Origin of the sequence: Sphingomonas sp. (genome assembly GCF_017745215.1) — a bacterium.
Classification (GTDB): Bacteria; Pseudomonadota; Alphaproteobacteria; order Sphingomonadales; family Sphingomonadaceae; genus Sphingomonas.
In genome coordinates this window covers 22,308-46,266 of sequence record NZ_JAGHZV010000014.1, presented here as the reverse complement: position 1 = coordinate 46,266, position 23,959 = coordinate 22,308, and the positions used below count along the sequence as shown (strand labels likewise).

At 68.5% G+C, this 23,959-nt stretch carries 32 protein-coding genes; 15 read left to right on the top strand and 17 right to left on the bottom strand.

Annotation, left to right across the window (positions count from 1 at the left end; genetic code table 11):
- Positions 1–47 precede the first annotated feature (47 nt).
- From J7495_RS14550 to J7495_RS14535, 4 genes are all read right to left on the bottom strand, one after another.
- On the bottom strand, positions 48–818 hold the full coding sequence (locus tag J7495_RS14550) for a TorF family putative porin (RefSeq protein ID WP_294057383.1): 771 nt from the start codon (positions 816–818) through the stop codon (positions 48–50).
- Between the two features lie 249 nt (positions 819–1,067).
- The gene (locus J7495_RS14545) at positions 1,068–1,529 is read right to left on the bottom strand and encodes a RidA family protein (protein WP_294057382.1); all 462 of its coding nucleotides are present in this window, start codon (positions 1,527–1,529) and stop codon (positions 1,068–1,070) included.
- Between the two features lie 9 nt (positions 1,530–1,538).
- Positions 1,539–2,174, bottom strand: coding sequence for an HAD family hydrolase (locus tag J7495_RS14540; protein ID WP_294057380.1), 636 nt, complete (start codon positions 2,172–2,174; stop codon positions 1,539–1,541).
- Positions 2,171–2,437: a DUF3572 family protein gene (locus J7495_RS14535; RefSeq protein WP_294057378.1), complete on the bottom strand. Its 267-nt coding sequence runs from the start codon at positions 2,435–2,437 to the stop codon at positions 2,171–2,173. Before J7495_RS14535 ends, J7495_RS14540 begins: the two co-directional genes overlap by 4 nt.
- A gap of 37 nt (positions 2,438–2,474) precedes the next feature.
- Here J7495_RS14535 and J7495_RS14530 point away from each other — a divergent pair, with 37 nt between their 5' ends.
- Both J7495_RS14530 and J7495_RS14525 read left to right on the top strand, forming a co-directional pair.
- Positions 2,475–2,846 (top strand): response regulator, encoded by a 372-nt coding sequence (locus J7495_RS14530; protein WP_294057444.1) that lies wholly within the window; start codon positions 2,475–2,477, stop codon positions 2,844–2,846.
- 55 nt (positions 2,847–2,901) lie between these two features.
- On the top strand, positions 2,902–3,162 hold the full coding sequence (locus tag J7495_RS14525; RefSeq protein ID WP_294057377.1) for a hypothetical protein: 261 nt from the start codon (positions 2,902–2,904) through the stop codon (positions 3,160–3,162).
- Between the two features lie 41 nt (positions 3,163–3,203).
- Here J7495_RS14525 and rpmG read toward each other — a convergent pair whose 3' ends face one another.
- Complete coding sequence (gene rpmG / locus J7495_RS14520; protein ID WP_294057376.1) at positions 3,204–3,371, bottom strand: 50S ribosomal protein L33; 168 nt, start codon at positions 3,369–3,371, stop codon at positions 3,204–3,206.
- A gap of 156 nt (positions 3,372–3,527) precedes the next feature.
- Between rpmG and J7495_RS14515 the strand changes: the two genes are divergently transcribed.
- Both J7495_RS14515 and J7495_RS14510 read left to right on the top strand, forming a co-directional pair.
- Positions 3,528–4,088: a TMEM165/GDT1 family protein gene (locus tag J7495_RS14515; RefSeq protein ID WP_294057375.1), complete on the top strand. Its 561-nt coding sequence runs from the start codon at positions 3,528–3,530 to the stop codon at positions 4,086–4,088.
- A 98-nt stretch (positions 4,089–4,186) separates the two neighbouring features.
- Complete coding sequence (locus J7495_RS14510; RefSeq protein WP_294057374.1) at positions 4,187–4,678, top strand: DNA starvation/stationary phase protection protein; 492 nt, start codon at positions 4,187–4,189, stop codon at positions 4,676–4,678.
- Positions 4,679–4,764: 86 nt separating this feature from the next.
- On the opposite strand, the gene J7495_RS14505 is transcribed toward J7495_RS14510, so the two are convergent.
- Positions 4,765–5,097, bottom strand: a complete 333-nt coding sequence (locus J7495_RS14505; protein ID WP_294057372.1) for a hypothetical protein — start codon at positions 5,095–5,097, stop codon at positions 4,765–4,767.
- A gap of 128 nt (positions 5,098–5,225) precedes the next feature.
- Here J7495_RS14505 and J7495_RS14500 point away from each other — a divergent pair, with 128 nt between their 5' ends.
- The gene (locus tag J7495_RS14500; protein WP_294057371.1) at positions 5,226–5,411 is read left to right on the top strand and encodes a DUF1328 domain-containing protein; all 186 of its coding nucleotides are present in this window, start codon (positions 5,226–5,228) and stop codon (positions 5,409–5,411) included.
- Here J7495_RS14500 and J7495_RS14495 read toward each other — a convergent pair.
- A complete protein-coding gene (locus J7495_RS14495; RefSeq protein ID WP_294057369.1) occupies positions 5,408–6,223 on the bottom strand; it encodes a metallophosphoesterase in 816 nt (271 codons plus the stop codon). The two genes, J7495_RS14500 and J7495_RS14495, sit on opposite strands and share 4 nt — an antisense overlap.
- A gap of 71 nt (positions 6,224–6,294) precedes the next feature.
- On the opposite strand from J7495_RS14495, the gene J7495_RS14490 reads away from it, so the two are divergent.
- Positions 6,295–7,866 carry a cisplatin damage response ATP-dependent DNA ligase gene (locus tag J7495_RS14490; RefSeq protein WP_294057368.1) on the top strand — a complete coding sequence of 524 codons (1,572 nt, stop codon included), beginning with the start codon at positions 6,295–6,297 and terminating at the stop codon, positions 7,864–7,866.
- Here J7495_RS14490 and J7495_RS14485 read toward each other — a convergent pair.
- Positions 7,863–9,176: a S41 family peptidase gene (locus J7495_RS14485; protein WP_294057366.1), complete on the bottom strand. Its 1,314-nt coding sequence runs from the start codon at positions 9,174–9,176 to the stop codon at positions 7,863–7,865. The genes J7495_RS14490 and J7495_RS14485 overlap by 4 nt on opposite strands.
- A 129-nt stretch (positions 9,177–9,305) precedes the next feature.
- Here J7495_RS14485 and J7495_RS14480 point away from each other — a divergent pair, with 129 nt between their 5' ends.
- Together J7495_RS14480 and J7495_RS14475 are read left to right on the top strand one after the other, a co-directional pair.
- Positions 9,306–9,785 carry an Lrp/AsnC family transcriptional regulator gene (locus tag J7495_RS14480; protein ID WP_294057365.1) on the top strand — a complete coding sequence of 160 codons (480 nt, stop codon included), beginning with the start codon at positions 9,306–9,308 and terminating at the stop codon, positions 9,783–9,785.
- A gap of 9 nt (positions 9,786–9,794) precedes the next feature.
- Positions 9,795–10,640 (top strand): DMT family transporter, encoded by an 846-nt coding sequence (locus tag J7495_RS14475; protein WP_294057364.1) that lies wholly within the window; start codon positions 9,795–9,797, stop codon positions 10,638–10,640.
- Between the two features lie 335 nt (positions 10,641–10,975).
- Here the strand turns inward: J7495_RS14475 and ssb are convergent, their stop codons facing one another.
- Positions 10,976–11,536, bottom strand: coding sequence for a single-stranded DNA-binding protein (ssb, locus tag J7495_RS14470; protein ID WP_294057362.1), 561 nt, complete (start codon positions 11,534–11,536; stop codon positions 10,976–10,978).
- 87 nt (positions 11,537–11,623) lie between these two features.
- On the opposite strand from ssb, the gene J7495_RS14465 reads away from it, so the two are divergent.
- Positions 11,624–11,797 (top strand): DUF4169 family protein, encoded by a 174-nt coding sequence (locus tag J7495_RS14465; protein WP_294057360.1) that lies wholly within the window; start codon positions 11,624–11,626, stop codon positions 11,795–11,797.
- An 88-nt stretch (positions 11,798–11,885) separates the two neighbouring features.
- Here the strand turns inward: J7495_RS14465 and J7495_RS14460 are convergent, their stop codons facing one another.
- From J7495_RS14460 to J7495_RS14435, 6 genes are all read right to left on the bottom strand, one after another.
- The gene (locus J7495_RS14460; RefSeq protein ID WP_294057359.1) at positions 11,886–12,329 is read right to left on the bottom strand and encodes a hypothetical protein; all 444 of its coding nucleotides are present in this window, start codon (positions 12,327–12,329) and stop codon (positions 11,886–11,888) included.
- A 32-nt stretch (positions 12,330–12,361) separates the two neighbouring features.
- Complete coding sequence (locus tag J7495_RS14455) at positions 12,362–14,218, bottom strand: ferrous iron transporter B (protein ID WP_294057358.1); 1,857 nt, start codon at positions 14,216–14,218, stop codon at positions 12,362–12,364.
- Between the two features lie 4 nt (positions 14,219–14,222).
- Positions 14,223–14,492, bottom strand: coding sequence for a FeoA family protein (locus J7495_RS14450; RefSeq protein ID WP_294057356.1), 270 nt, complete (start codon positions 14,490–14,492; stop codon positions 14,223–14,225).
- A 171-nt stretch (positions 14,493–14,663) separates the two neighbouring features.
- Positions 14,664–15,836 carry a serine hydrolase gene (locus J7495_RS14445; RefSeq protein WP_294057355.1) on the bottom strand — a complete coding sequence of 391 codons (1,173 nt, stop codon included), beginning with the start codon at positions 15,834–15,836 and terminating at the stop codon, positions 14,664–14,666.
- A gap of 372 nt (positions 15,837–16,208) precedes the next feature.
- Positions 16,209–17,789 carry an L-aspartate oxidase gene (gene nadB, locus J7495_RS14440; protein ID WP_294057354.1) on the bottom strand — a complete coding sequence of 527 codons (1,581 nt, stop codon included), beginning with the start codon at positions 17,787–17,789 and terminating at the stop codon, positions 16,209–16,211.
- 116 nt (positions 17,790–17,905) lie between these two features.
- The gene (locus J7495_RS14435; RefSeq protein ID WP_294057353.1) at positions 17,906–18,841 is read right to left on the bottom strand and encodes an ABC transporter ATP-binding protein; all 936 of its coding nucleotides are present in this window, start codon (positions 18,839–18,841) and stop codon (positions 17,906–17,908) included.
- Between the two features lie 64 nt (positions 18,842–18,905).
- Here J7495_RS14435 and J7495_RS14430 point away from each other — a divergent pair, with 64 nt between their 5' ends.
- The gene (locus tag J7495_RS14430) at positions 18,906–19,139 is read left to right on the top strand and encodes a zinc-finger domain-containing protein (protein ID WP_294057352.1); all 234 of its coding nucleotides are present in this window, start codon (positions 18,906–18,908) and stop codon (positions 19,137–19,139) included.
- A 39-nt stretch (positions 19,140–19,178) separates the two neighbouring features.
- Entirely contained in the window at positions 19,179–20,606 is a 1,428-nt protein-coding gene (gene tldD, locus J7495_RS14425; protein ID WP_294057443.1) for a metalloprotease TldD, read from the top strand.
- A gap of 4 nt (positions 20,607–20,610) precedes the next feature.
- Here the strand turns inward: tldD and J7495_RS14420 are convergent, their stop codons facing one another.
- Both J7495_RS14420 and J7495_RS14415 read right to left on the bottom strand, forming a co-directional pair.
- Positions 20,611–20,907, bottom strand: a complete 297-nt coding sequence (locus tag J7495_RS14420) for a CcdB family protein (RefSeq protein ID WP_294057351.1) — start codon at positions 20,905–20,907, stop codon at positions 20,611–20,613.
- Positions 20,907–21,152, bottom strand: a complete 246-nt coding sequence (locus J7495_RS14415; protein ID WP_294057349.1) for a type II toxin-antitoxin system CcdA family antitoxin — start codon at positions 21,150–21,152, stop codon at positions 20,907–20,909. Before J7495_RS14415 ends, J7495_RS14420 begins: the two co-directional genes overlap by 1 nt.
- A gap of 46 nt (positions 21,153–21,198) precedes the next feature.
- Between J7495_RS14415 and J7495_RS14410 the strand changes: the two genes are divergently transcribed.
- The 4 genes from J7495_RS14410 to J7495_RS14395 all read left to right on the top strand — a co-directional run bounded on the left by J7495_RS14410 (position 21,199) and on the right by J7495_RS14395 (position 23,870).
- Positions 21,199–21,750, top strand: coding sequence for a pyridoxamine 5'-phosphate oxidase family protein (locus J7495_RS14410; RefSeq protein ID WP_294057348.1), 552 nt, complete (start codon positions 21,199–21,201; stop codon positions 21,748–21,750).
- Entirely contained in the window at positions 21,750–21,950 is a 201-nt protein-coding gene (locus J7495_RS14405; RefSeq protein ID WP_294057347.1) for a DUF2007 domain-containing protein, read from the top strand. The genes J7495_RS14410 and J7495_RS14405 overlap by 1 nt, the downstream gene beginning before the upstream one ends.
- Before the next feature lie 139 nt (positions 21,951–22,089).
- Positions 22,090–22,428 carry a P-II family nitrogen regulator gene (locus J7495_RS14400; RefSeq protein ID WP_294057345.1) on the top strand — a complete coding sequence of 113 codons (339 nt, stop codon included), beginning with the start codon at positions 22,090–22,092 and terminating at the stop codon, positions 22,426–22,428.
- 14 nt (positions 22,429–22,442) lie between these two features.
- Entirely contained in the window at positions 22,443–23,870 is a 1,428-nt protein-coding gene (locus J7495_RS14395; protein WP_294057343.1) for an ammonium transporter, read from the top strand.
- Positions 23,871–23,959: the final 89 nt, after the last annotated feature.

Below are 23,959 nucleotides of genomic sequence, written 5' to 3'. Positions count from 1 at the left end.
AAAAAGGGGCGGCCGCGCGGGCCGCCCCCCTCTCCTTGTCCCGTGGCTCAGAAGCTGAGCGTGACGTAGCCGAGGATGCCCGGGTCGGCACCGACCGCGTCGTCCCAGCCCGCGCCGAAGCCCTTGATCGACGTGTCGACATATTGGACGCCGACCTTGGCGAACTTGTACGACGCCTCGGCGCCGAGCGACCAATCCCAATATTTGTCCGAGGTCAGCGCGAGCACGCCAAGCGCGCCGTCGGTGTGGCCGACGTGACCCAGGATGCTCACCGGCGTGCCCGGGATGGCCACCGTCACGTCGCCGCGCAGATAGAGGCTGTCGGTGTCGAAGATCGCCTTCTGGCTCCACGCGTAGTTGGCGCCGACCTTCGCGGTCACCGGCCCGATCGTGTAGCTGACCGAGGCATAGGGCTCGAAGAAGTCGGTCGCCAGGCCCTTGGCCTTGTCGATCGGGTAGAGATAGTAGAGCAGGCCGACATCGATGCCGACGCCGCCGGGGAGAGTCTTGGTGAAGCCAGCATAGAGATCGACCTCGGCCTTGCCGAAGCCGGCCACTGCCGGCGCATCGTCACCATCGATCATCGACGCCCAGAAGCCGGCGTAGAAGCCCGACTTGTCGTTGATGTTGATCGTACCCTGCAGCGCCGGGTCCTTGCCCGTCTGCGAGATGCCGCGGAAGCGATAGTCCGAGGTCAGCGACGCGCTGCCGGTGACCGTGATCTCGGGCGTGTCGGCGGGAGCGGCGTCGTCCTGCGCCATCGCGGGCGTGGCGGCGGCGAGCATCAGGCCGCCGAGAGTGATCATCGAGAAGCGCATCGTATCCCCTTCGTATTGAATATCGATCGTTCCCGCCTGCTGCCGGCGATGCCGCATCTCTGGGCGCGAGCCAAGGCTCGAGCCGGGGCGGCTAGCGTCGGCCCAGTAACAGTGCCGGATTGCGCTGCGGCGCACAACAACTTTGCCCGCCTGCGGCGAGGAATGCGAAACACTGTTGCGCACAGGCAACAGAGTTGAGCAACAATCGGACGCGACTCGCGCCTTGCCATGGCGGCAATCGGGGGAAGATCAGTCCGCGCCGCCGATCGCGATGATCGCGTCGATCTCGACCACCGCGCCGAGCGGCAGCGACGGAACGCCCACCGCGCTGCGCGCATGCTTGCCCGCTTCGCCGAATACCGATTCCATCAGGTTCGAGGCGCCGTTGGCAACCTTGGGCTGGTCGGTGAAGCTCGTCGCCGAGTTCACGAATACGCCGAGCTTCACGATCCGCTCCACCCGGTCGAGGGTGCCGAGCGCGCGCTTGACCTGCGCGAGGATCATCAGCGCACACCGCCGCGCCGCTTCCTCGCCATAGGCAAGGTCGCGATCCTCGCCGAGTCGCCCGGTCATCAGCGCGCCGTCCTGGAACGGCAGCTGGCCCGAGAGATGGAGCAGGCCGTTGGCCTCCACCGCGGGGATATAGGCCGCCACCGGGGCGGCGGCTTCGGGCAGTTCGAGCCCGAGCTGGGCGAGGCGCGCTTCGATCATGGCCGCTCCTCAATCACCGGCCGGCGCGGCGGTCAAGCCGGATGCGAAGCGTGCCGTGATCCAGCTGCGCGCCTCCAGCCAGTCGTCGATCCGCGCATGGGCGTGCGGCGCGGCCGGAATGAAGCTCGCGATGCCCGGCTCGGAGACCATGTGCAGCCGGTGGACGCCCGGCGCGTGTTTCGCCACCGATTCGTGATGCTTGGGCAGGTCGTCGACGAACACGGTCACCGGATTGCCGTGCGCCTCGACCAGTTCGGCCACTGGCCGGCCCTTGCCGCCCTGGTTGCACATCACGCGATGGACGATGCCGTGGCTTTCGAGCTGGAGGATGCGCGCGTCGTGCAGGTCGTCGAGCAGGTTGGTGAGGATCACCACGTCCGCGATCTCGGACAATGCCTCGAGCGATTCGCGGGCGTGCGGCACCAGCGTCTGGCGCCCCATCTCGGCAGGGAAGAAGCCGCCGAGATAGTCCCACATGTCGTCGGTCGAGACCTGGCTGCCGTCGGCGCGGCGCGTCATCGCATTGGCGAACTCGCCGCGCCGCATGTCGAGGTCGATGTCGTGCGCTTCGTCGAGCCACTGACCGAAGTGGCGGACCATGTGGAGCAGCACTTCGTCGCAATCGCAGATCAGCAGGGATTTCATCGGGTCTCCAGCGCCGCGCGCGCGGCGGTCAGGTCGGACGGCGGGATGCCGAGCGCGTCGGCGCAGGCGAGCAGATCGGGTTCATGCGCCTCGAGGAAGCCGAGCGCCGCGGCGAGCAGCGCGGGCTCGCCGGCGCGGGCGCGCAGCTCGGCGACGTCGAGCCCGCTCAGGTCGAGCAGCCGCTGCGCGCGCGCCGGGTCGCCCAGAGTCCAGGCCAGGGCGTTGAGCGCAACTGCCTCGGCATTTGTCTGTTGGGCCGGCATCGCCTAGGGATTCCTCATGGAAAGCTTCATCGAGCGCGTGGCAAAAAGGGTGCTGGTTGTCGAGGACAACGAGCTCAACCTGAAGCTGTTCTGCGACCTGCTGCGCGCGCACGGCTTCGAGACCGAGCCGGTGAGCGACGGGCGCGAGGCAGTCGACCGCGCGCGTGCCTTCACCCCCGACCTGGTGGTGACCGACATCCAGCTGCCGCACGTCAGCGGCGACGCGCTGATCCGCCAGATGAAGGCCGATCCGGGGCTGCAGGAAATCCCGATCATGGCAGTGACGGCCTATGCCGGCCGCGACGACGAGGAGCGCATCCGCGCCGCGGGCGCCAACGCCTATGTCTCCAAGCCGATCTCGCTCGCGCGCTTCATGGAAGAAGTGCGCGCACTGATTCCGGCCGAGTAACGGAAACTTATGCCCGGGTCCGCGTTGAGTCGCGGGTCTCTGGGAGACGGCTGGCATGTCGGACCAATCCGAGCGCCTGCGCTGCATGGCGGAATATGGCTATCACGCGGAGCGAGCGCGCCGCGAATGCGAGATGGCGGAAGCGGCGCCCGACCGCGTCAACCGGCGCATCCATGCCGAGTTGGCGGCGCTCCATGCGCGGGCAGCCGACGCGCTTGCCGCGGCGTGGAGCCCGCGCGCGACCGGCTTCGAGGACGACGGCCACCGCGAGCGCGAATCGTTCAGCCGGATCGAATCGATCCTGGGGTCGATCTGACCCCTGCCCGGTCCGACAGCGCCGTCCCGAGTCGCACCCGATTACTTGATCTTCGCTTCCTTGAACTCGACGTGCTTGCGCGCGACGGGATCGTACTTGCGGAAGGAGAGCTTCTCGGTCTTGGTGCGCGGATTCTTCTTGGTGACATAGAAGAAGCCCGTGTCCGCCGTGCTGACGAGCTTGATCTTGACGGTGGTCGGCTTGGCCATGACCTCGATACCTTCTGACAAACGGAAAACAGCGGCGCGCCGGGCACGCCGCTGACAGGCGGGCGCGGATGCGCCACTGGCGTGTAAAAGTCAAGGCGGATGGGCGTTGCCGGCAGGGTAGACGGCGCTTTAACGGCGATCCGCTACGCCGGGACGATGGAAGCCCTGGTTCCTGCCTTCATTGCCGCGCTGCTGGCGACTCTCGGTGATCGGCCGCCGCGGCTCGCGGCGATGCTGGCCGAACGGCACGGCGTGGCAATCGTCATGCTCGCGGCGGTGCTCGCGCTGGCGGCGGGTAATGCCGTGGCGGGGTTCGTCGCGATGGAGATCGCGCCGCGGCTCACGCCCAATGGGCAGGGGCTGCTGGTCGCGGTGGCGCTGCTCTTCGCGGCGGGCTCGGGGCTGTTCCCGGCGGGCAAGCTGCCGGATGGCTGCCCGCGGCTCGGCGGCTTCCTCGGCAGCCTGGTCGTGATCCTCTCGGCGAGCGGCGGCGACCGCAGCCAGTTCATCGCCTTCGCGCTCGGCAGCGCCGATGGCGACGCATGGTTCGCTGCGGCGGGCTCGGCGGCGGGCGCCGGGGCGGTGGTGTTCGTTGCGGCGGTGCTGGGTGACTCGGCGTGGTCGCGGCTTCCTCTCCGAGTGATTCGCATCGCCACGGCGTTCCTCTTCCTCGTCGCTGGCGCCGTGACTGGCCTGTCCGCGCTGCGGCTTGCCTGATCGGATCGGTCTATCACACTCATACCGTAATATACGGTGCGGAGCCCCGAGCCCCGACCTATATCCACCGGGCAATCTCGATTCGCCGGAGGAACAACATGACCGACACTGCGCTCCGCACCCCCACCGATCTCAAGGGCAACGCCGTCAAGAGCGTCGCAGAGGCGCTCAACGCGATCCTCGCCGACACCTTCGCGCTCTACATCAAGACGAAGAACTTCCACTGGCACGTGTCGGGGCCGCACTTCCGCGACTACCACCTGATGCTCGACGAGCAGGGCGCCGAGATCTTCGCGATCACCGACGACGTTGCCGAGCGCGTGCGCAAGATCGGCAAGACCACGCTGCGCTCGATCGGCGACATCGCGCGCCACCAGACGCTCAAGGACAATGACGCCGATTTCGTTGCCCCCGCCGACATGCTCGCCGAACTGCGCGACGACAATCTCAAGCTGGTCGAGAGCCTGCGCGAAGCCAAGGGCATCGCCGACGACGCCAAGGACAACGCCACCAGCGCGATGATCGACGAGTGGACCGACCAGGCCGAGCGCCGCGCCTGGTTCCTGTTCGAAGCCAGCCGGAACGTCTGAGCGAGCTGCCGAGGCGCCGCCGCCAACAAAAAGGGGCCGGGGAAGCTGCTTCCCCGGCCCCTTCTCATTTCGCTCGATCGCAGCGCTTACTTGATCGCGGCGAGATCCGCCTCGACCTTGGCGAGCAGCGCGTCGGTCAGCTTGTCCGGCGCGAAGGGCTGGACCTGGTGGAGGCTCATGCCCTTGAACTGCTCATAGGCCGGGTTCTGGGTGAGATCGGTCTGGAAATCGGCGTCGAGCACCGCCTTGGCCTTCGCGTCGGCCATCATCGTCTCGATCGGCGTGTCGAGGTTGAACTTGGCCGCAGCGGCCGGCGTCGCGTCCGGGGCCGGCGTGGCGGCCGGCGCAGGCGCGGTCTGTGCATAGGCAGCCGGCGCGATCAGCATCAGCGCAGCGGCAGACGAAAGCAGATACTTCATTCTGAGGGTCCCTCCTCCGGTTGGCGGCGCGCACCTAGCGCCCGATTTGTGGCGGCTGCAAGGCGCGGTTTCGGAACTCGGGCGCCCTCTCGCGCGATTGGTCCCACATCCTGAGAGGAGATCACGTCATGTTGCGTTGGGCATTGATTTTTCTGGTCGTCGGCCTGGTCGCCGCAGCGCTTGGCTTCGGCGGAATCGCGGGTGCCTCGATCGGCATCGCCAAGTTCCTGTTCTTCGTCGCGATCGCGCTGTTCCTCGTCTTCCTGGTGCTCGGCGTAACCGCCGGACGCGCGGTGAGGAACGCAGTCGACTAGGCGCCCTTGAGCGTCACGACCCAGAGGTCGGGCGGCGCATTGAAGCGGAGCGGCGGGCCGCTGGTGCCGATGCCGCCCGTGACGATGACGGTTCGCCCGGCCTCTCTTATGATCCCGCAGCGATAACGGTCGCCGAAATGCGTGACCGGCTGCACCGATCCCCAGCCGGGGACATAGGCCTGGCCGCAATGCGTGTGGCCCGCGAGCAGCAGCGGAAAATCGGCCGGCAGCTCGGGCGCGATGTCGGGCGAGTGGCTGAGCACCAGATGCGCGCCCCTCAGCTTGCGGGCCGCCGCCAGTGTCTCCCCCAGCCGCGCGTGGCGGGTATAGTCGTCGTCGATCCCCGCCAGCGCGAGCGGGCCCACCATCGCCGCCTGGTTCGAAAGCACGCGAATCCCGGCGTCCTCGAGCGCGATGCGCATCGCGTCGATCCCGACCCAGTGATCGTGGTTGCCCGGCACGGCGATCACCCCGAGCCGCGCGCGCAGCCCCGCCAGCGGCGTGAGCATTTCGATCACTCGCGGCGCCGCGATCGGTGCGTGCCCCGGGAGCAGGTCGCCGGCGATCAGCACGAGGTCGGGCTCCAGCGCGTTCACTTGCGTCACCACGCGCGCCAGCCGTTCGGGCGAGCCGGTGGCATTGCCGGCATGGATGTCGGCGATCAGCACGACGCGGAGCGGCGGCGTTCCGCTGGGCCAGCCGGGCAGCGCCATCACCGTCTCGCGCACGCGCGGGTCCGAGCGCGCCTCGATCGAGCCCCAGGCATAAAGCGTCAGCACCAGCAGGATCGCGCCCGCCAGCCCCCGAAGCACGAATCGTCCCACCCGGCGCATCGCCCGCGAGACTAGCCGGAGCCTTTGCCCTGCGCCATGGTTGAGCCGCCATGCGCGCCTTCGCCGATCTGCTCGACGGACTGGTCTACACCCGCTCCCGCAATGCCAAGCTGCGGCGGATCGGCGCCTATCTGCGTACCGCGCCCGACCCCGATCGCGGCTGGGCGATGGCGGCGCTGACGGGCGGGCTCGACCTGCCCGCGATCAAGCCCGCGCTGATCCGCGCGCTCATCGAGGAACGCGTCGACCCGGTGCTGTTCGCCTTGAGTCGCGACTTCGTGGGCGACACCGCCGAGACCGTCGCGCTGCTCTGGCCCGCGCCCGCGGACGGCGAGGGCGAGCCGCTCCGTCTCTCCGCGGTGGTCGAGACGCTCGCCGGCCTGTCGCGCTCGGATGCCCCCGCGGCGCTCGCGGCGATGCTCGACCGGCTCGACGCCGACGAGCGATTCGCGCTGCTCAAGCTCGCAACGGGGGCGCTCCGCGTCGGCATCTCCGCCCGGCTCGCCAAGACCGCCTTCGCTGAAGCGTTCGGGCTCGACGTCGAAGCGGTCGAGGAGGTGTGGCACGGGCTCCTGCCGCCCTATGCGCCGCTGTTCGCCTGGGGCCAGGGGCATGGCGTGCAGCCGACCGCGGAGAATGTCCCCGTCTTCCGCCCCTTCATGCTCGCGCATCCGCTCGAGGCCGAGAGCCTGAGCCTCGGCGACTATGCCGCCGAGTGGAAATGGGACGGGATCCGCGTCCAGCTCGTCCATGTCGCGGGCGAGACGCGCCTCTACAGCCGCGCGGGCGACGACATCACCCACAGCTTCCCCGAAGTCGCCGCCGCCTTCGTCGTGCCCGGCGTGCTCGACGGCGAGCTGCTGGTGAAGGGCGAGGCGCAGGGTGGTGCCGCGGGGAGCTTCAACGCGCTCCAGCAGCGGCTCGGCCGCAAGGTGGTCAGCGCGCGCACGCTTGCCGATTTCCCTGCCTTCGTCCGCCTCTACGACATCCTGTTCGACGGCGCGGAAGACCTGCGCCAGCTCGCCTGGTCCGAACGGCGCGCGCGGCTCGAGCGTTTCGCCGCCCGGCTCGACGCCGAGCGCTTCGACGTGTCGGCGCTGATCGAAGCGCCCGACTTTGCCGCGCTCGAGGAGATCCGCGCCGGCGCGCGCGACGCGGCGATCGAAGGCGTGATGCTCAAGCGCCGCGATTCGCCTTATGTCGCGGGCCGCCGCACCGGGCTCTGGTACAAATGGAAGCGCGATCCGCTCACCGCCGATTGCGTGCTGATGTATGCCCAGCGCGGCAGCGGCAAGCGGAGCTCCTTCTATTCGGACTATACCTTCGGCGCCTGGGCTCCGGGCGGCGAGCTGCTCCCCGTAGGCAAGGCCTATTTCGGCTTCACCGACGAGGAGCTGAAGTGGCTCGACCGGTTCGTGCGCGCGAACACGGTCAATCGCTTCGGTCCGGTGCGCGAGGTCGAGAAGAGCCTCGTCCTCGAAGTCGCCTTCGATTCGATCCACGAGTCGAAGCGCCACAAGTCGGGCCTCGCGATGCGCTTCCCCCGGATCAGCCGCATCCGCACCGACAAGCCGGCGAGCGAGGCCGATACGATCGAGGGGCTGCGTCGGCTGGCGACCTAGCCGTCCTTCGCCTGAACGCGTGGCGGGCCGTCGGCGTTGAGGAGCTCGAAGCCGGTCACTGCCCCGCCGGTCAGCGTGAAGCGGATCTGCGTGCCCGAATCGGCCTCCATCACGAAGCGGTCGGGGCCGAGCGGGAGCAGCGCCGTCGTCACCCCGCCGTCGCGGCGATAGACGAGCTTGCCGTCCTCGACGCTGATCGTGCGCGGCCCATAGCGCCCGGCATAGGCGGCGAGCGGGCGCGCGAGCGGTGCCGGCGCCACCCGCGCGCGCTGGGCGTCGGCCAGCCAGCCGAGCTCGGCCCGGCGCGGCCCCTGGGCCTTGGCGGCGAGCGTGTCGAGCGCCGCGATCTGCGCGCGGGCCAGCGCGTCAGGCGCGGAGGCAGCGATGTCGGGGGCCACGCCCTTGGCTTCCCAGTCGCTGCCGTCGGGCAGCTCGGGCCGGCCGATCGAGACGCTCAGCACGAAGCCCTGGGGAATGCCGATCAGCTCGTTGCGATAGCCCGCGCCCGCGCTCGTCTCGCCCACCAGCGTGCCGAATTTCTGGAGCTTCGCATGCGAGAGGAACTCCTCCGCCGCCGAGGCCGAGCGACCTGAGGCGAGGACATAGACCGGCACCCCGGCGATCCGCCCGCCGGGCACGTCCTTGTCGGTCGTCGACACGGTCGGCGGGTCGCTGCGCAAGTGGAAGGTTACCAGCTTGACACCCGCGGGGACGAAATAGCTCGCGATCCGGCGCACCGCATCGGGGCTGCCGCCGCCGTTGGTGCGCAGGTCGATGATGATCGCGTCGCCGCCGCGCAGGAACGCCATCGCCGAATCGATCGCCGCCTCGCTCTGCGCGCCGGTCCACAGGAAGCCGTCGTAGCGGAGATAGCGGACATTGCCGTCGAGCACCTTGAGTTCGGACACGCCGTGGTTGTGGGTGCGCGCGAATTCGTCGAACACGGGATTGTTCTCGGCATCGTCGCGGCCGCTGGCGCCGGCGAGCGCTGCGGACTGGCGCGGATCGAAGTTGAGCCCGAGATGCTTGTCGTGCGCCACCGCGAACAGGTCGTCGGTGATTCGCCGCGCCAGCTCGCCGGGGTCGGTCACGGCATAGCGGCCGTCGGCGAGCCCCTTGGCGAGCGCTGCGTCGAGCGCGGGGCGGCGCGCGGGGAGGACGTAGTTCGCGGCGATCGCCTTGCGCACCGCTTCGACCACGGGGCGGGCGTCGAGCGCCGCCGCCTGCGGCACCGGCCGGGCGAGCAGCGGCACCGCAGGGCTCGCCGCAACCAGCGCCAGCACGGCAAAAATCGTCTTGGTGCGGTTCATCCTTGCTCTCCCGTGAGTTGCTCGACTAATACAGTATTTGCTAGGAGCGGCGTGCACATTGGAGGCAAAGAATCGCGCGGCGACGCGTGATTCGCGCAAGAGGCGAGGGCAAGACGACAGAAGATGCGCATGTCTCCCGAAAAGCTCGATCGGCTCGACGTCCGGATCCTCGCGCGGCTGCAGCGCAACGCCCTGCTCACCGCCGACGAGCTCGCAGCCGAGCTGCCGCTTTCGCCCTCGGCGATCGCGCGGCGCGTGCGGCGGCTGCGCGAGACCGAGGTGATCGCGGCCGACGTCGCGGTGCTTTCGGACGAGATCGGGCCGCTGCTCTCGGCCTTCGTCCACATCCAGCTCGATCGTCACGCGCTGGCAGCGGTCGAGGCGCTGCGCCGGCGGCTGACCGCGAGCGAGCATGTCCAGCTGTTCATGGAGATCTCGGGCGCGTTCGACGTGGTGCTGCTCGTCGCGGTGCGCGACATGGACGCGTTCAACGACTTCGCCGACGCGATGCTCGCGGGCGATCCGGTGGTGCGCCGCTACGAGACGAGTTTCGTCAAGCGCCGGCGCAAGTTCAGCCTGGCCTTGCCGCTAGAGGCCGAGGCCGACTAGGGCCTGCGCATGACGGCTCCAACGACCGCGGCGTGGCTGGCGCCGGCGATGATGATCGCCTCGGGATCGATCCATGCGGTGGTCAACGCGATCCTCAAGGGCGGCAAGGACAAGCTCGCCGGGCGCGCGATCATCGACGGCTCGAGCGCGCTCTTCGTACTGCCGCTCTGCTTCTTCGTGCCGCTGCCGCACGGCGCGTGGGGCTGGCTGGCGGCGAGCGCGGTGCTGCATTGCTTCTACCTCTTCGCGCTGGTCCGCGCTTTCCAGGGAGCCGACCTGTCGGCCGCCTATCCGGTGCTGCGCGGCTCGGCGCCCTTGCTCACCGCGGCCCTGGCGATCGGGGTGTTCGGTGAGGCGGCGAGCGTGCGCGAGCTCGCCGGCATCGCGCTGATCGGCGGCGCCGTGCTGGTGATGGTGGCGGGGCGGCACATCGGGCTGGGCGCGGTCGGCTGGTCGCTGGCGACGGCGGTGACGATCTCGGCCTATACCGTGGTCGACGCGCAGGGGGTGCGCGCCGCGCCCGAGCCGCTGAGCTACATCGCCTGGGTGTTCCTGCTGATGGGGATCTGCGTGGTGGCGATGTTCGGCACCCTGTCGAAGGGCGCGATCTTCGCTGCGGCGCGCAGCCAGTGGCGCGCGGGCGCGGTGGCGGGGGCGCTGTCGATCGCCACGTACGGCCTCGCGCTCGAGGCGCTGGCGATCGGGCCGACCGCACCGCTCGCAGCACTTCGCGAGACGGGGATGGTGACCGCGCTGCTGATCTCGGCGGTCTTCCTGCGCGAGCAGGTCACCTGGCAGCGCGCGGCGAGCGTGCTGGGAATCTTCGGCGGTGCGGTGCTGATCCTAACGCGGTGATCTTCGATCCTCCGCCTCGCTTTCAGGAGAGGAACCGTTCGGAGCGGCTGAAGGCGGGACGCCCCGGAGATGGAGACCTGGGCCGCCAGGTGCTCAGGTGTGGTATTCGGGCAATACAGTTTACACGGTTGACACCGATAATGTGAAAAAACGCCGTTCGGCATGAACGAGCGAATGGCCCGCGGAAACGGGGGAATCGGCGTGAGTCGACGATGCGAAAGAGCAGCGCCGATGGTCGCGCGGGAAATCCTATTCCGCAAGGCCGGGGACGCGGATCGGACCCGCAATCTCCGAACCTCATCCCGGCTTTCGCCGGGATGGCGGAGACGCAACGTTCAGAACGGCACGTCGTCGTCGAGGTCGTCGGGGAAGCCGCCGCCGAAGTCGTTGCCGCCGCTGCCCGCACCGCCGGAACGGCCCGCGCCGCCGTTGTAGTTGCCGCCGCCACCGCCGCCGCGGCCCGACGACTGGCCGGCGAAGTCGCTGCCGCCGCCCCAATCGTCGCCGCCGCGGCTTCCGCCGGCTCCCGCGCCCGCGCCGCCGCCGGGGCCGTCGAGCAGCACCATCTGGGCGTTGAAGCCCTGGAGCACGATCTCGGTCGAATAGCGGTCGGCGCCCGACTGGTCCTGCCATTTGCGCGTGGTGAGCTGGCCCTCGAGATAGACCTTGCTGCCCTTGCGCAGATAGCGTTCGGCGACATTGGCGAGGCCTTCGGAGAAGATCTTGACCGTGTGCCACTCGGTCTTCTCGCGGCGCTCGCCGGTCGCGCGGTCCTTCCAATTCTCCGAAGTCGCGATGCGGAGCTCGACGACCTTGCCGCCGTTCTGGAAGGACCGGCTTTCGGGATCGCGCCCGAGATTGCCGACCAGGATCACCTTGTTGACGCTGCCCGCCATGGAAACTCCGCCTTGGATTCGATAGGATTGGAAGCGCACCGGCGCGCAGGCCGCGCACGATGCATGTTGGGTGAAGGGCTACTATTCTTGGCGGACGTCATCAACCTGAACCATGCCCGAAAGGCCCGCGCCCGCGCCGACAAGGCTGCGAAAGCCGTGGAAAACCGCGTGAAGCACGGCCGAACCAAGGCCGGGAAGGCGGCGGACCGGGCCCAGGCGGCGCGGGTCGATCGCGATCTCGACGGGGCGAAGCGCGAATAGGTCCGCTCGGAGCCGGGTTGGCGGTGCGGGCAGGCGACCTCCGAGGCGGTGCCGCCCTCCGCCGTGAGGCGCATTTCCAAACGGCCTTTCAGCAATCGACCTGCGGCAATTCGACCTCGTCGGGATCGACGGAGAGCTGCAGGGCCGGCCGCTTTCCGCGCCGCGCGATCGCTTCGATATAGATCGCCGCGCGCGTGGCCGTGACGAGCACCGAACCATCGCCTCGCCGCTCGAAACGGAGACCCTGCCGGAGAAGGACCTGGAAGCCTCGCTTGCCATATTCGACGGCGATCGGAATGGTGCGGACGCGCACCCCTCCCGATTCCACGATCAGATTCGGCGGCGCGATACGCAGCCGTGGCCCGTTTTCGATCTGATAGCAGCCGTTCATCGCCGAAAGCGGCGGTGCAGGGGGGAAGACGAGGTAGATCAAGCCAAAGACAAAGATCGCGCCCGGAACCAGCACGAGCGCGAGATGCTTTGCCAGCGCCGCCTGGAGCGCCTCGTCGGCCAGCTTGCGATCCGGAGTCACGGCGGGACCCCTAGCACGCCGGGCGAGCCGCGCTAAAGCCCGAACGCCACCGCGGTCCAATAGGTGATCCCCGCCGCGACATAGGCGAGGGTGAACAGATAGCCGATCATGAACGCCGGCCATCTCCACCCGTTGGTCTCGCGCCGGGTGACTGCGATCGTCGAGATGCACTGGGGCGCGAAGACGAACCACATCAGGAAGGCGAGCGCCGTCGCCAGGCTCCAGTTCCTGTGGATCTGCGCGCGGATCGCTGCGGTGCCCGCGTCGCCGTCGGGGTTGTCGATCGCATAGACGGTGCCGATCGCCGCAACCGCCACTTCGCGCGCCGACATCGCCGGCAGCAGCGCCAGCGAGATGTCGCGGTTGAAGCCGATCGGCTTGACCACGACTTCGATCGCGCTGCCGATCCGCCCGGCGATCGACCAGGTCACCTGGCTCTGCCCGTCGGGCGCCTTGGGGAAGCTCAGGAGCGCCCAGAGCACGATGTTGGTGAGCAGGATGATCGTGCCCGCTCGCTTGAGGAAGATCAGCGCGCGCTGCCACAGTCCCAGGCCGAGGTCGCCGAGGCGCGGCAGCTGATATTTCGGCATCTCCATCATGAAGCCGCTGGTCGAGCCCTTGGTCACGGTGCGGCGGAGCAGCAGTGCCGCGACGAAGGCGCCGACGATGCCCATGACGTAGAGGCCGAAGAGCACGAGGCCCTGCAAACCGATGCCCGGGAGCACGTTCCTGTCGGGAAACATCGCGGCGATGATGATCGTGTAGACCGGCAGCCGCGCCGAGCAGGTCGTCAGCGGCGCGATCAGGATCGTGGTCAGCCGCTCCTTGTCGTCGGCGATCGTGCGCGTCGCCATGATGCCGGGCACCGCGCAGGCGAAGCTCGACAAGAGCGGGATGAAGGCACGGCCCGACAGCCCGACGCTCGCCATCAGCCGGTCCATCAGGAAGGCGGCGCGGACCATATAGCCCGACGCCTCGAGCACGAGGATGAAGAGGAACAGGATCAGGATCTGCGGCAGGAACACCACCACCGACCCCACGCCCGCGATCGCACCGTCGACGATCGCCGAGCGAAGCACCCCCGCGGGCAGCTCGGACGAGGCGAAGTCGCCGAACGCCTTCATCCCGTCCTCGATCCAGCCCACCGGCACTTCGGACCAGGCGAACACCGCCTGGAACATCACGAACAGCAGCGCGAGCAGCACGACCGGCCCCGCCACCGGATGGAGCGCGACCGCGTCGAGCCGGTGCGTCCAGCGCCGCCCCGCGGTCTCGGAGAGCGTCGCCGCCACGGCGATCTGGCGGGCGCGGCGCTGGAGCACGACGAGATCGTGCTGGACGCCGTCGCCCGGGCGCACCCGCGCCGCGCCGCCGCCGCGCACCACCTCGCCGAGCCGTTCCTTGAGCGTGTCGAGCCCGCGCTTGCGCACCGCGACCGTGGGGATCACCGGCACGCCGAGCTCGCGCTCGAGACGCTCGGGGTCGAGCTTGAGCCCGTCGCGCTCGGCGAGGTCGATCATGTTGAGCGCCACCACGATCGGCAGCCCCAGCGCGATCAGCTGGAGCGTGAAGCGCAGGTGATTGTCGAGGTTGGCCGCATCGACCACGCAGAGGATCGCATCGGGCAGCCGCTCGCCGGCCTGCTTGCCGAACAGCACGTCGCGCGTGACTTCCTCGTCGGGGCTCAGCGGGTCGAGGCTGTAGGCGCCGGGCAAGTCGATGAGCTCGACCGGGCGGCCGTCGGGCAGCGCCATGCGGCCGGCGTGGCGCTCGACGGTGACGCCGGGATAGTTGCCGACCTTCTGGCGTGCGCCGGTCAGGGCATTGAACAGCGCGCTCTTGCCGGCATTGGGATTGCCGACCAGCGCGATCAGCGGAGCAGGGTTCATCGGCTCAATCGATCGGCAAGACGTGGATCGCCCGCGCGACGTGACGCCTGAGCGCCACCGTCATCCGTCCGATCCGGCACGCGACCGGCCCCCCCAGGATTCCCGAACGATGCAGCAGTTCGACTTCGACGCCCTCGTCGAGCCCCAGCTCGCGCAGCCGCCGCGCCTCCGGCGGTGCGAGATCGGCCCAGTCGACCGCCGCCACCGTGCCAGGCTGGTGCCGGTGGAGCTGGGCGAGTCGAATGGCCGCGGGAATCGACGTGGCGAGGTTCATCTGCGAGTGATTATCAATAACGGAAGCGGGGCGCTAGTCTCGGATTCACCGCATCACCTTCCCTCGCCCTCCCGGCGTTCGCCGGGACGACGGCCAAAAGGGACGGCGCACTTCGCTGCCGAACCGCCCGCGCGCGTCATGGCGCCCGCCTTCCGCCGCTTGCGCCCGAATTCAGGGATGCGTCGCGACCACGGCCTTCGCCACCGCCTGCATCAGCAGCTGGCGGTTCTGGATCGGCCCCGCATAGTCGCCGATCATGATGGCGAGCGCATAGGTCTTGCCGTCCGGCGCGGTGAGGATGCCGACATCGTTGAACCCCGCGGTGCGGCCGCCGAGATCCTGGCCGGTGCCGGTCTTGTGGGCATAGTCCCAGCCCGGCGGCACCGCGGCGTGGACGCGTGCGCGGCCGGTCCTGGCGCCCGCCATCGTGTCGATCAGCCACTTGGTCGATTCGGGCGAGAGCAGCTCGCCCTTCTTGAGCCGCGACAGCGCCATCGCGATCGCTTCGGGCGCGGCCCCGTCGGGCGGATCGCCGACATAGGCGTCGAACGCGGCGAGGCGCACCGCGGCGGGCAGCTTCGAGCGCGCGACCGCGAACGAATTGCCCATCGAATATTCGGGCTTCCAGCTGAGCCCCGCGGTCGCGGCCTGGAGCAGCTTCTCGCCGGGTCCGAAGCGGATCGCGCCGAGGCCCTTCCTGGCGATGAACGCGCGCACCGCCTGCGGCCCGCCGACGAGGCGCAGCAGCTTGTCGTTGCAGGTGTTGTCGCTCATCTGCATCGCGCGGCGGACGATCTCGCCGACGCTGGCGGTATAGCCGCTGTCGTCCTTGACCAGCGAGGCGACCGGCTGGTGGAACAGCGTGAAATCGGCCTTGGTGATGGTGATCGGATCGGTGAGGCGGATCTTGCCCTGGTCGACCTGGTCGAGCACCGTCATCGTCACCCAGAGCTTCGAGACGCTCTGCTGCGGCAGCTTGAGGCTGCCGTTGTGGCCGGCGATCCAATTGTCGTCGAGGCTGGTGACCGCGATGCCGACGGTGCCGCCGAAGCGCGCGGTGAGCGCGTCGAGCTCGGCAACGAGCGAGGCCGGCGGCGGGGCGCTGGGCAGCGGCGGCACGGGCGCGGCCACTTCCTCGGCGGCCTGGGCGCTGCCGGGGAGCGGGAAGGCGACATGGCTCGGGTCGTGCACAGCGGCGCCGACGAGCAGCGCGGGCGCGATGCCGGCGAGCGTGAGCGCGCGCTCGAGCTTGGTGAAGGGTTGCACGATCAGCGGACGCAGCTCGGGCCATGGCTGGCTGGCCAGCTGAGCGCGCAATTCGGCGAAACGCTTCGATACCGTCACAAAAACAGCCCCTTGCCTCAGGCGAATGTGAATCCGTCGACCCAATTCCAGCAAGCCCGGTTCATGCTGCATTGCGACGAATCCCGTCTTTGTAGCGATGAAGCGTGAACCTAATCCAAATGCAGCCTGCGAAAAGCCCCGATCGGCGCGCGAACCGTGCGGTTTTTGCGCCGGAGCGAGACAGGGTGGGGTTCATGAGGAGCGGGGCGTGGCTTCGCAACGTTCAATCCTCCCCTGGAAGGGGAGGTGGCAGCCCGAAGGGCTGACGGAGGGGAGCTCTCCACGAGCGGTGTCGCTTGCTGAACCTACCCCTCCACCACGCTTCGCGTGGTCCCCCTCCCCTTCCAGGGGAGGATTCAGGTAAGCGCCGGCTCAGGGCACCAGGATGGTGTCGATCGCCTCCGGCAGCGTCTCGGGATAGTCGAGCGTATAGTGCAGGCCCCGGCTTTCCTTGCGGTGCAGCGCCGAGCGGACGATCAGGTCGGCGCTCTCGAGCAGGTTGCGCAGCTCGATCAGGTCGGGGGTGACGCGGAAATGGCCGTAATAGTCGGCGACCTCGTCGCGCAGCACCTTGATCCGGTGCGCCGCGCGCTCGAGCCGCTTGGTGGTGCGCACGATGCCGACATAGTTCCACATGAAGCGGCGGATCTCGGTCCAGTTCTGCTTGATGACGACTTCCTCGTCCGAGTCGGTCACGCGGCTCTCGTCCCAGGGCTTGATCGCGGGCGGCGGCGCGAGGTCGCCCCAATGCGCCTTGATGTGGCTCGCCGCCGCTTCGCCGAACACGAAGCATTCGAGCAGCGAATTGGACGCGAGGCGATTGGCGCCGTGGAGCCCCGACTGGGTGCATTCGCCCGCGGCGTAGAGGTTGGGCAGGTCGGTCCGCCCGTCGCGGTCGATGACGATGCCGCCGCAGGTGTAATGCTGCGCGGGGACGACCGGGATCGGTTCCTTCGTCATGTCGATATCGAGGTCGAGCAGCCGCGAGTAGATCGTCGGGAAGTGGTGCTTCACGAACTCGGGGCCCATGTGGCTGATGTCGAGATGGACATAGTCGAGGCCGAGGCGCTTGATCTCATGGTCGATCGCGCGCGCGACGATGTCGCGGGGCGCAAGCTCCATCCGCGGGTCGAAGTCGGGCATGAAGCGATAGCCGGTGCCCGGGATCTTGAGCTGCCCGCCCTCGCCGCGCACCGCCTCGGTGATCAGGAAGTTCTTGACCTCGAGATTGTAGAGGCAGGTCGGGTGGAACTGCATGAACTCCATGTTCGAGACGCGCGCGCCGGCGCGCCACGCCATGGCGATGCCGTCCCCGGTCGCGCCGCGCGGTGCGGTGGAGAAGAGATAGGTCCGCCCCGCCCCGCCGGTGGCGAGGATCGTCGCGCGCGCGGTGAACAGCTCGACGCGGTTGGTGGTGCGGCTGAAGGCGTAGACGCCCCAGACGTTGCCTGCGCCCGAATAGCGCGTCTCGTGGCGGCTGGTGGCGAGGTCGATCACGACATGATCGGGCACCAGCCGGATGTTGGGATGCGCGCGCGCGGCGCGGAGAAGGGCCTGCTGCACCGCCCAGCCGGTGGCATCGTCGACATGGACGATGCGGCGGTGGCTGTGCCCGCCTTCGCGGGTGAGGTGGAGCGCATTGCCTTCGGTGTTGAAGGGGACGCCGAGCTGCTCGAGCCGCTCGATCGCGGCAGGGGCGTTCTCGACGACCATCTCGACGGTGGTGCGGTCGTTGAGCCCCGCGCCCGCGATCATCGTGTCCTCGATGTGGCTCTCGAAGCTGTCGCCGGGCTCGAGCACCGCGGCGATCCCGCCCTGCGCCCAGGCGGTCGACCCTTCGTCGAGCGCGCCCTTGGCGAGCACGGTGACCTGGAAGCGATCGGCGAGGTTGAGCGCGGCGGTGAGCCCCGCAGCGCCCGAGCCGATGATGAGGATGTCGGAGGTGTGGTTCATCTACTTTAGCCCCTCCCCTTCAGGCGCATCGGGTAAACAGCGCCCCGCGCTGTTTAGGCCATGCCGGGGGCATGGCCGACCCGATGCGCCTGAAGGGGAGGGGCTTATGGATCGTCTCAGCCATTCGCCGCCCGCGTGAGGTTCAGGAACACGTCCTCGAGGTCCGCCTCGCGCGTCGAGACGTCGACGATGCCGTAGCCGTCCTGCTGGACCGCGGCGAGGACTTCGCCGGCGTTCGCCTGGTCCTTGCGATAGGTGATCACCAGCGTGCGCTCGCCCTTGGCCTCGACCTTCTGGAAGCAATGATTGTCGGGCGTCGCGGCGATGTCGCGGTCGACCGTCACTTCGACCACCTTCTCCTGCGCCATGCCGACGAGTTCGCGCGTCGGCTGGTTGGCGATCACCTTGCCGTGGTTGATGATCGCGATCCGGTCGCAGAGCTGCTCGGCTTCCTCGAGATAATGCGTCGTCAGCACCACCGTGACCCCGCGCTGGTTGAGCTCGCGGACATAGGCCCAGAGCTGCTGGCGGAGCTCGACGTCGACGCCAGCGGTCGGCTCGTCGAGCACCAGCACCGGCGGCGAATGGACCATCGCCTTCGCCACCATCAGCCGCCGCTTCATCCCGCCCGAGAGCGTGCGCGAATAGGCGTCGGCCTTGTCCTCGAGGTGCACTGCCTTGAGCAGCGCCATCGCGTCGAACCTGTCCTTGGGCACGCCGTAGAGCCCGGCCTGGATCTCCAGCGTCTCCCTGGGGGTGAAGAAGGGATCGAAGATGATCTCCTGGTTGACGATGCCGATGCTCGCCTTGGCGTTGCGCGGATGCGCGTCGATGTCGAAGCCCCAGATCGTCGCGCGGCCGCTGGTCTTGTTGACCAGCCCCGCGAGGATGTTGATCAGCGTCGACTTGCCCGCGCCGTTGGGGCCGAGCAGCCCGAAGATCTGGCCGCGGGGCACGTCGAAGCTGACGCCGTCGAGCGCGCGCTTGCCGCCCTCATAGGTCTTGCAGAGCGTGTCGATCGCGATGGCGGCCTGAGTGTTGGCGCTTGTCATCGCGCTCGCATAGGACTGCGCGCGGGCGATTGCGAGCCGGTTTTGGCTTTGCTAACGCGGCACCATGATCCCGCCGCCCGAAGTCACTCGCGTCACCACCGCCCGCGTCGCCTGCGACGGCGCGCAGGCCGGCATCCCCGCCGCGCTCGGCCATCCGCGCGTGTTCCTCGAGATCGACGAGCACGGCTATGTCGACTGCGGCTATTGCGACCGGCGCTTCGTGCTGATCGGCGGACCGGCGGACGGGCCGGGCCTGAACGATAAGCCGGACATTCCTTCGGGCGCTTCGCCGCAATAACCCCTTCGATTGGCGCGCCCATGCGCCTATATCGGCGGGATGACGCTCCCCACCGATCCGCGCGGCTTCCTGTACCGCGATGCGCTGGACCCCGACATGGCGGCCCGGCTGACCGCAGAAGCGCTCGCGCGTGCCGAGGACGGCGAGCTCTATCTCCAGTACCGCAAGACCGAGGCCTTCGGCTTCGACGACGGGCGGCTGAAGACCGCGAGCTTCGACACGCAATCGGGCTTTGGCCTGCGCGCCGTCTCGGGCGAGACCACGGCGTTCGCGCATGCCAATGAGATCAGCGCCGAGGCGATCCGCCGCGCCGCCGAGACGATGACGCTGATCGATCCGGCGACGGGCGCCAAGGCCGCGCCGCCGCGCAGGAACAACCGGCATCTCTACACCGACGCCGATCCGCTCGACCTCGTCCCCTTCGCCGACAAGGTGAATCTCTGCCAGGCGATCGACGCCGCCGCGCGGGCGCGCGATCCGCGCGTCGCCCAGGTGTCGGTGAGCCTCACCGGCCAGTGGAGCGTGGTCGAGATCGTCCGCCCCGACGGCTTCGTCGCGACCGACGTCCGGCCGCTGGTGCGCCTCAACGTCTCGATCGTCGTCGAGGCGAACGGCCGGCGCGAGACGGGCAATTTCGGGCTCGGTGGGCGGCGGCTCTACGACACGCTGTTCGAGCCCGCGACCTGGAACCGCGCGATCGACGAGGCGCTCGCCCAGGCGTTGGTCAACCTCGACGCGATCGACGCGCCGGCGGGCGAGATGACCGTGCTCTGTGGCCCCGGCTGGCCGGGCGTGCTGCTCCACGAAGCGGTCGGCCACGGGCTCGAGGGCGACTTCAACCGCAAGGGCACCAGCGCCTTCTCCGGCCGGATCGGCGAGCGCGTCGCGGCGCCGGGCGTGACGGTGGTCGACGACGGCACGATCGGCGAGCGGCGCGGCTCGCTGTCGATCGACGACGAAGGCACGCCGACGCAGGAGAACATCCTGATCGAGGACGGCATCCTCAAGGGCTATATCCAGGACCGGCTCAACGCCCGGCTGATGGGCGTCGAGCCCACCGGCAACGGGCGCCGTGAATCCTTCCAGCACGCGCCGATGCCGCGGATGACCAACACCTTCATGAAGGGGGGATCCGACGATCCCGCCGAGCTGCTGTCGCGCGTGAAGAAGGGCATCTTCGCCAAGAGCTTCGGCGGCGGGCAGGTCGACATCGTCTCGGGCAAGTTCGTCTTCTCGTGCACCGAGGCCTATCTCGTCGAGAACGGCAAGCTGGGGGCGCCGGTGAAGGGCGCGACGCTGATCGGCGACGGGCCGACCGTGCTCACCAAGGTGCGCGGCATCGGCAACGACTTCGCGCTCGACGAAGGCGTGGGCATGTGCGGCAAGGGCGGCCAGAGCGTTCCCGCCGGCGTCGGCCAGCCCACGCTGCTGATCGAAGGACTGACGGTGGGCGGCACGGCGGCGTGACCGCTCAATAGCCGCTGATCAGCATGTCCAGTGCATTGGAGACCGTGAACTCCTGCCCCGCCGCGGATCCCGTCCGTCTGCCCAAGGCGTTGACGGGAATGCTCGACGCGAAATGGGTGAGCATCAGCATCTCCTGTCCGCCGATATCGAGCAGCGGGGTCAGGCGGCGGTCGACCATCACGGCATCGTCGGGATAGGCGAGCGGCACGACGAAGCGCGTGTTGAGATGGGCGAGGATATCGCTCTGGCAGTCGAGCAGCGTGGTGCCGTCCCCGGTCGCGTAGACGTCGAACCTGGCCATCAGAACATGCGGTACTTCGCGAGCGGCAGACCGTGCTTCTCGACCCAGGCGTTGTTCGCTTCGATCGCCTCGCGATTCTCTTCCTGCCACGCGCGCTCGCGTTCCTTGCGGCTCGCTTCGCGCAGCGCCGCCTCGCAGACCTGCGACAGATTGAGCCCCGCCGCTCGCGCCGCCTCGACCACGCCGGTGTCGAGCGAGAGATTGACTGGCTTGCGCTTGCCCGAACCAATAGAGTCGTGTCGCATGCGCAGAGATTATGCGCATGTTCCATGCACGTCAACGGAGGCGGCGGTGGCCGAGTTCTTCGAAACGATCAGCGACCCGCACCGCGCGTTCATCGCGCGCCAGCCGGTGTTCTTCGTCGCGACCGCGGCTGGGAACGCGCGGATCAACCTCAGCCCCAAGGGGATGGACTGCTTCCGCGTGCTCGGCGAGCGGCGCGTCGCGTATCTGGACGTCGCAGGCTCCGGCAACGAGACCAACGCGCACCTGCTCGCCGACGGGCGCATCACCATCATGTTCTGTGCCTTCGAGAGCCCCGCGCTGATCCTGCGCCTCTACGGCCGCGGCAGGCCGGTGCTGCCGCAGGACGCGGGCTGGGGCGAACTCGCCGGCAACTTCGCGCTGCTCCCCGGCACGCGCCAGATCTTCGATGTCGCGGTCGAGAGCGTGCAGAGCTCGTGCGGCTGGGGCGTGCCCCACATGCGCTACGACCGCGAGCGCGAGACGCTGAGCAAATACCACCTCAAGCACGGCGAGGCGGTGCGCTTCGCCAAATATCAGTCCCGCACCCACAGCATCGACGGGCTGCCGGTGCGCAACCCCAGCCAGGCGCCCGCCTGATGGCATTGGTCGAGCTGGGCCGCTTCAGCGCGCCGGAAGCGCATATCGTTGTTTCCAGGCTCGAAAGCGAAGGCATCCCCGCGATCGCCTTCGATGCCGGGGCGAGCATCGCCGACGGCAGTTTCCTGCTCATCCCCGTGCGGGTGATGGTCGACGAGGACGATCTTGCCGCAGCGCGGCGAATCCTGCCTGAAATTTAGGCACGCTTTCGCAACTGCACAAAATTTAACGTTCCGGTAACATTTGATTGCGTCCGGAATCGCGGATTCGTGGGAATCCTGCCTCTGGCACGCCCCTTGCTGATCCTCCTCGCGGGATAAAACCAGCAGAGGGGGCGAAATGAAGCTGATCATCGCCATCATCAAGCCGTTCAAGCTCGACGACGTTCGGGAAGCGCTGACGCAGGTCGGCGTGACCGGCATGACCGTGACCGAGGTCAAGGGCTTCGGCCGGCAGAAGGGCCAGACCGAAATCTATCGCGGCGCCGAGTACAGCACCAACATGGTGCCCAAGATCAAGATCGAGGTCGCGGTCGGCGCCGACCTGGTCGATCGCGCGGTGGAGGCCATCCAGGCCGCCGCGAGCACGGGCGCGATCGGCGACGGCAAGATCTTCGTCCTCGACCTGGGCCAGGCGGTGCGCATCCGTACCGGCGAGACCAACGAGACCGCGCTGTGAGCAAGGGGGTTGCAATGAAGCTAGGAGTTAAGACGGCCGGGCTCGCGCTCGGCGCCGCTGCGGTATTCGCGGCGATGCCTGCCTGGGCGGCGGACCTGATCAAGGCCCCGACCGTCGAGCAGCAGGCGCTGATGGTCAACAAGGGCGACACCACCTGGATGCTGATCTCGTCGGCACTGGTGCTGTTGATGTCGGTGCCCGCGCTGGCGCTGTTCTACGGCGGCCTCGTCCGCACCAAGAACATGCTGTCGGTGCTGATGCAGGTGTTCATGATCGTCTCGGTCGCCGCGCTGGTGTGGTGCTGCTGGGGCTATTCGATGGCCTTCACCTCGGGCGGCACCGGCCCGCTCGCGCCGTTCGTCGGCGGCTTCTCCAAGGTGCTCCTCAACGGCGTGACCGCCGGAACCTATGGCGCCACCTTCTCGAACAACGTGTACATCCCCGAATATGCCTTCGTCGTCTTCCAGATGACCTTCGCCTGCATCACGCCGGCGCTGATCGTGGGCGCCTTCGCGGAGCGCGTGAAGTTCACGCCGCTGATCCTCTTCGTGGTCGCGTGGCTGACGATCGTCTATTTCCCGATGGCGCACATGGTCTGGTACTGGGCCGGCCCGGACTTCCTGTCCGACACGCCGACCGACACCGGCTTCCTCTACGGCAAGGGCGCGCTGGACTTTGCCGGCGGCACCGTGGTGCACATCAACGCGGGCATCGCCGGCCTGATGGGCTGCCTCGTGATCGGTCCGCGCAAGGGCTACAAGTCCGAGCCGATGCCGCCGCACTCGCTGACCATGACCATGATCGGCGCCTCGCTGCTGTGGGTGGGCTGGTTCGGCTTCAACGCCGGCTCGAACCTCGAAGCCAACGGCCTCGCCGCGCTCGCCTTCATCAACACCTTCGTGGCGACTGCCGCGGCGGCGGTGAGCTGGGCAGTGATCGAGCAGATCGTGCACAAGAAGCCGTCGCTCCTCGGCGCCTGCTCGGGTGCGGTCGCCGGCCTCGTCGCGATCACCCCGGCGGCGGGCTTCGGCGCGCCGATGACCTCGATCGTGCTCGGCCTGGTCGTCTCGCCGGTGTGCTTCTTCTTCGTCACCACGGTGAAGAACCTGCTGAAGTATGACGACTCGCTCGACGTGTTCGGCGTCCACTGCATCGGCGGCATCGTCGGCGCGATCGGCACCGGCATCGTCGCCAACCCGGCGCTCGGTGGCCAGGGCTGGGTGGACTACACCAAGTTCCCCGCCGTGCCGGGCACCTTCGACCAGGTCGGCCAGATCATCAGCCAGCTGTGGGGCGTGGGCGTCACGCTCGCCCTCTCGGGCGGCGTCTCGCTGGTCCTGTTCCTGCTGCTGAAGTTCACCGTGGGCCTCCGCCCGAGCGAAGATGTCGAACTCGAGGGTCTCGACATCAACGCTCACGGCGAGCGCGCCTACAACTACTGACGAGCTCGGACGCCGCGCCAATCCTCTCCTCAACGGCGCGGCGTCCACCCCAGGTTCCTCCTGCGGAATGAACTGGGCCGGTGGTTTCG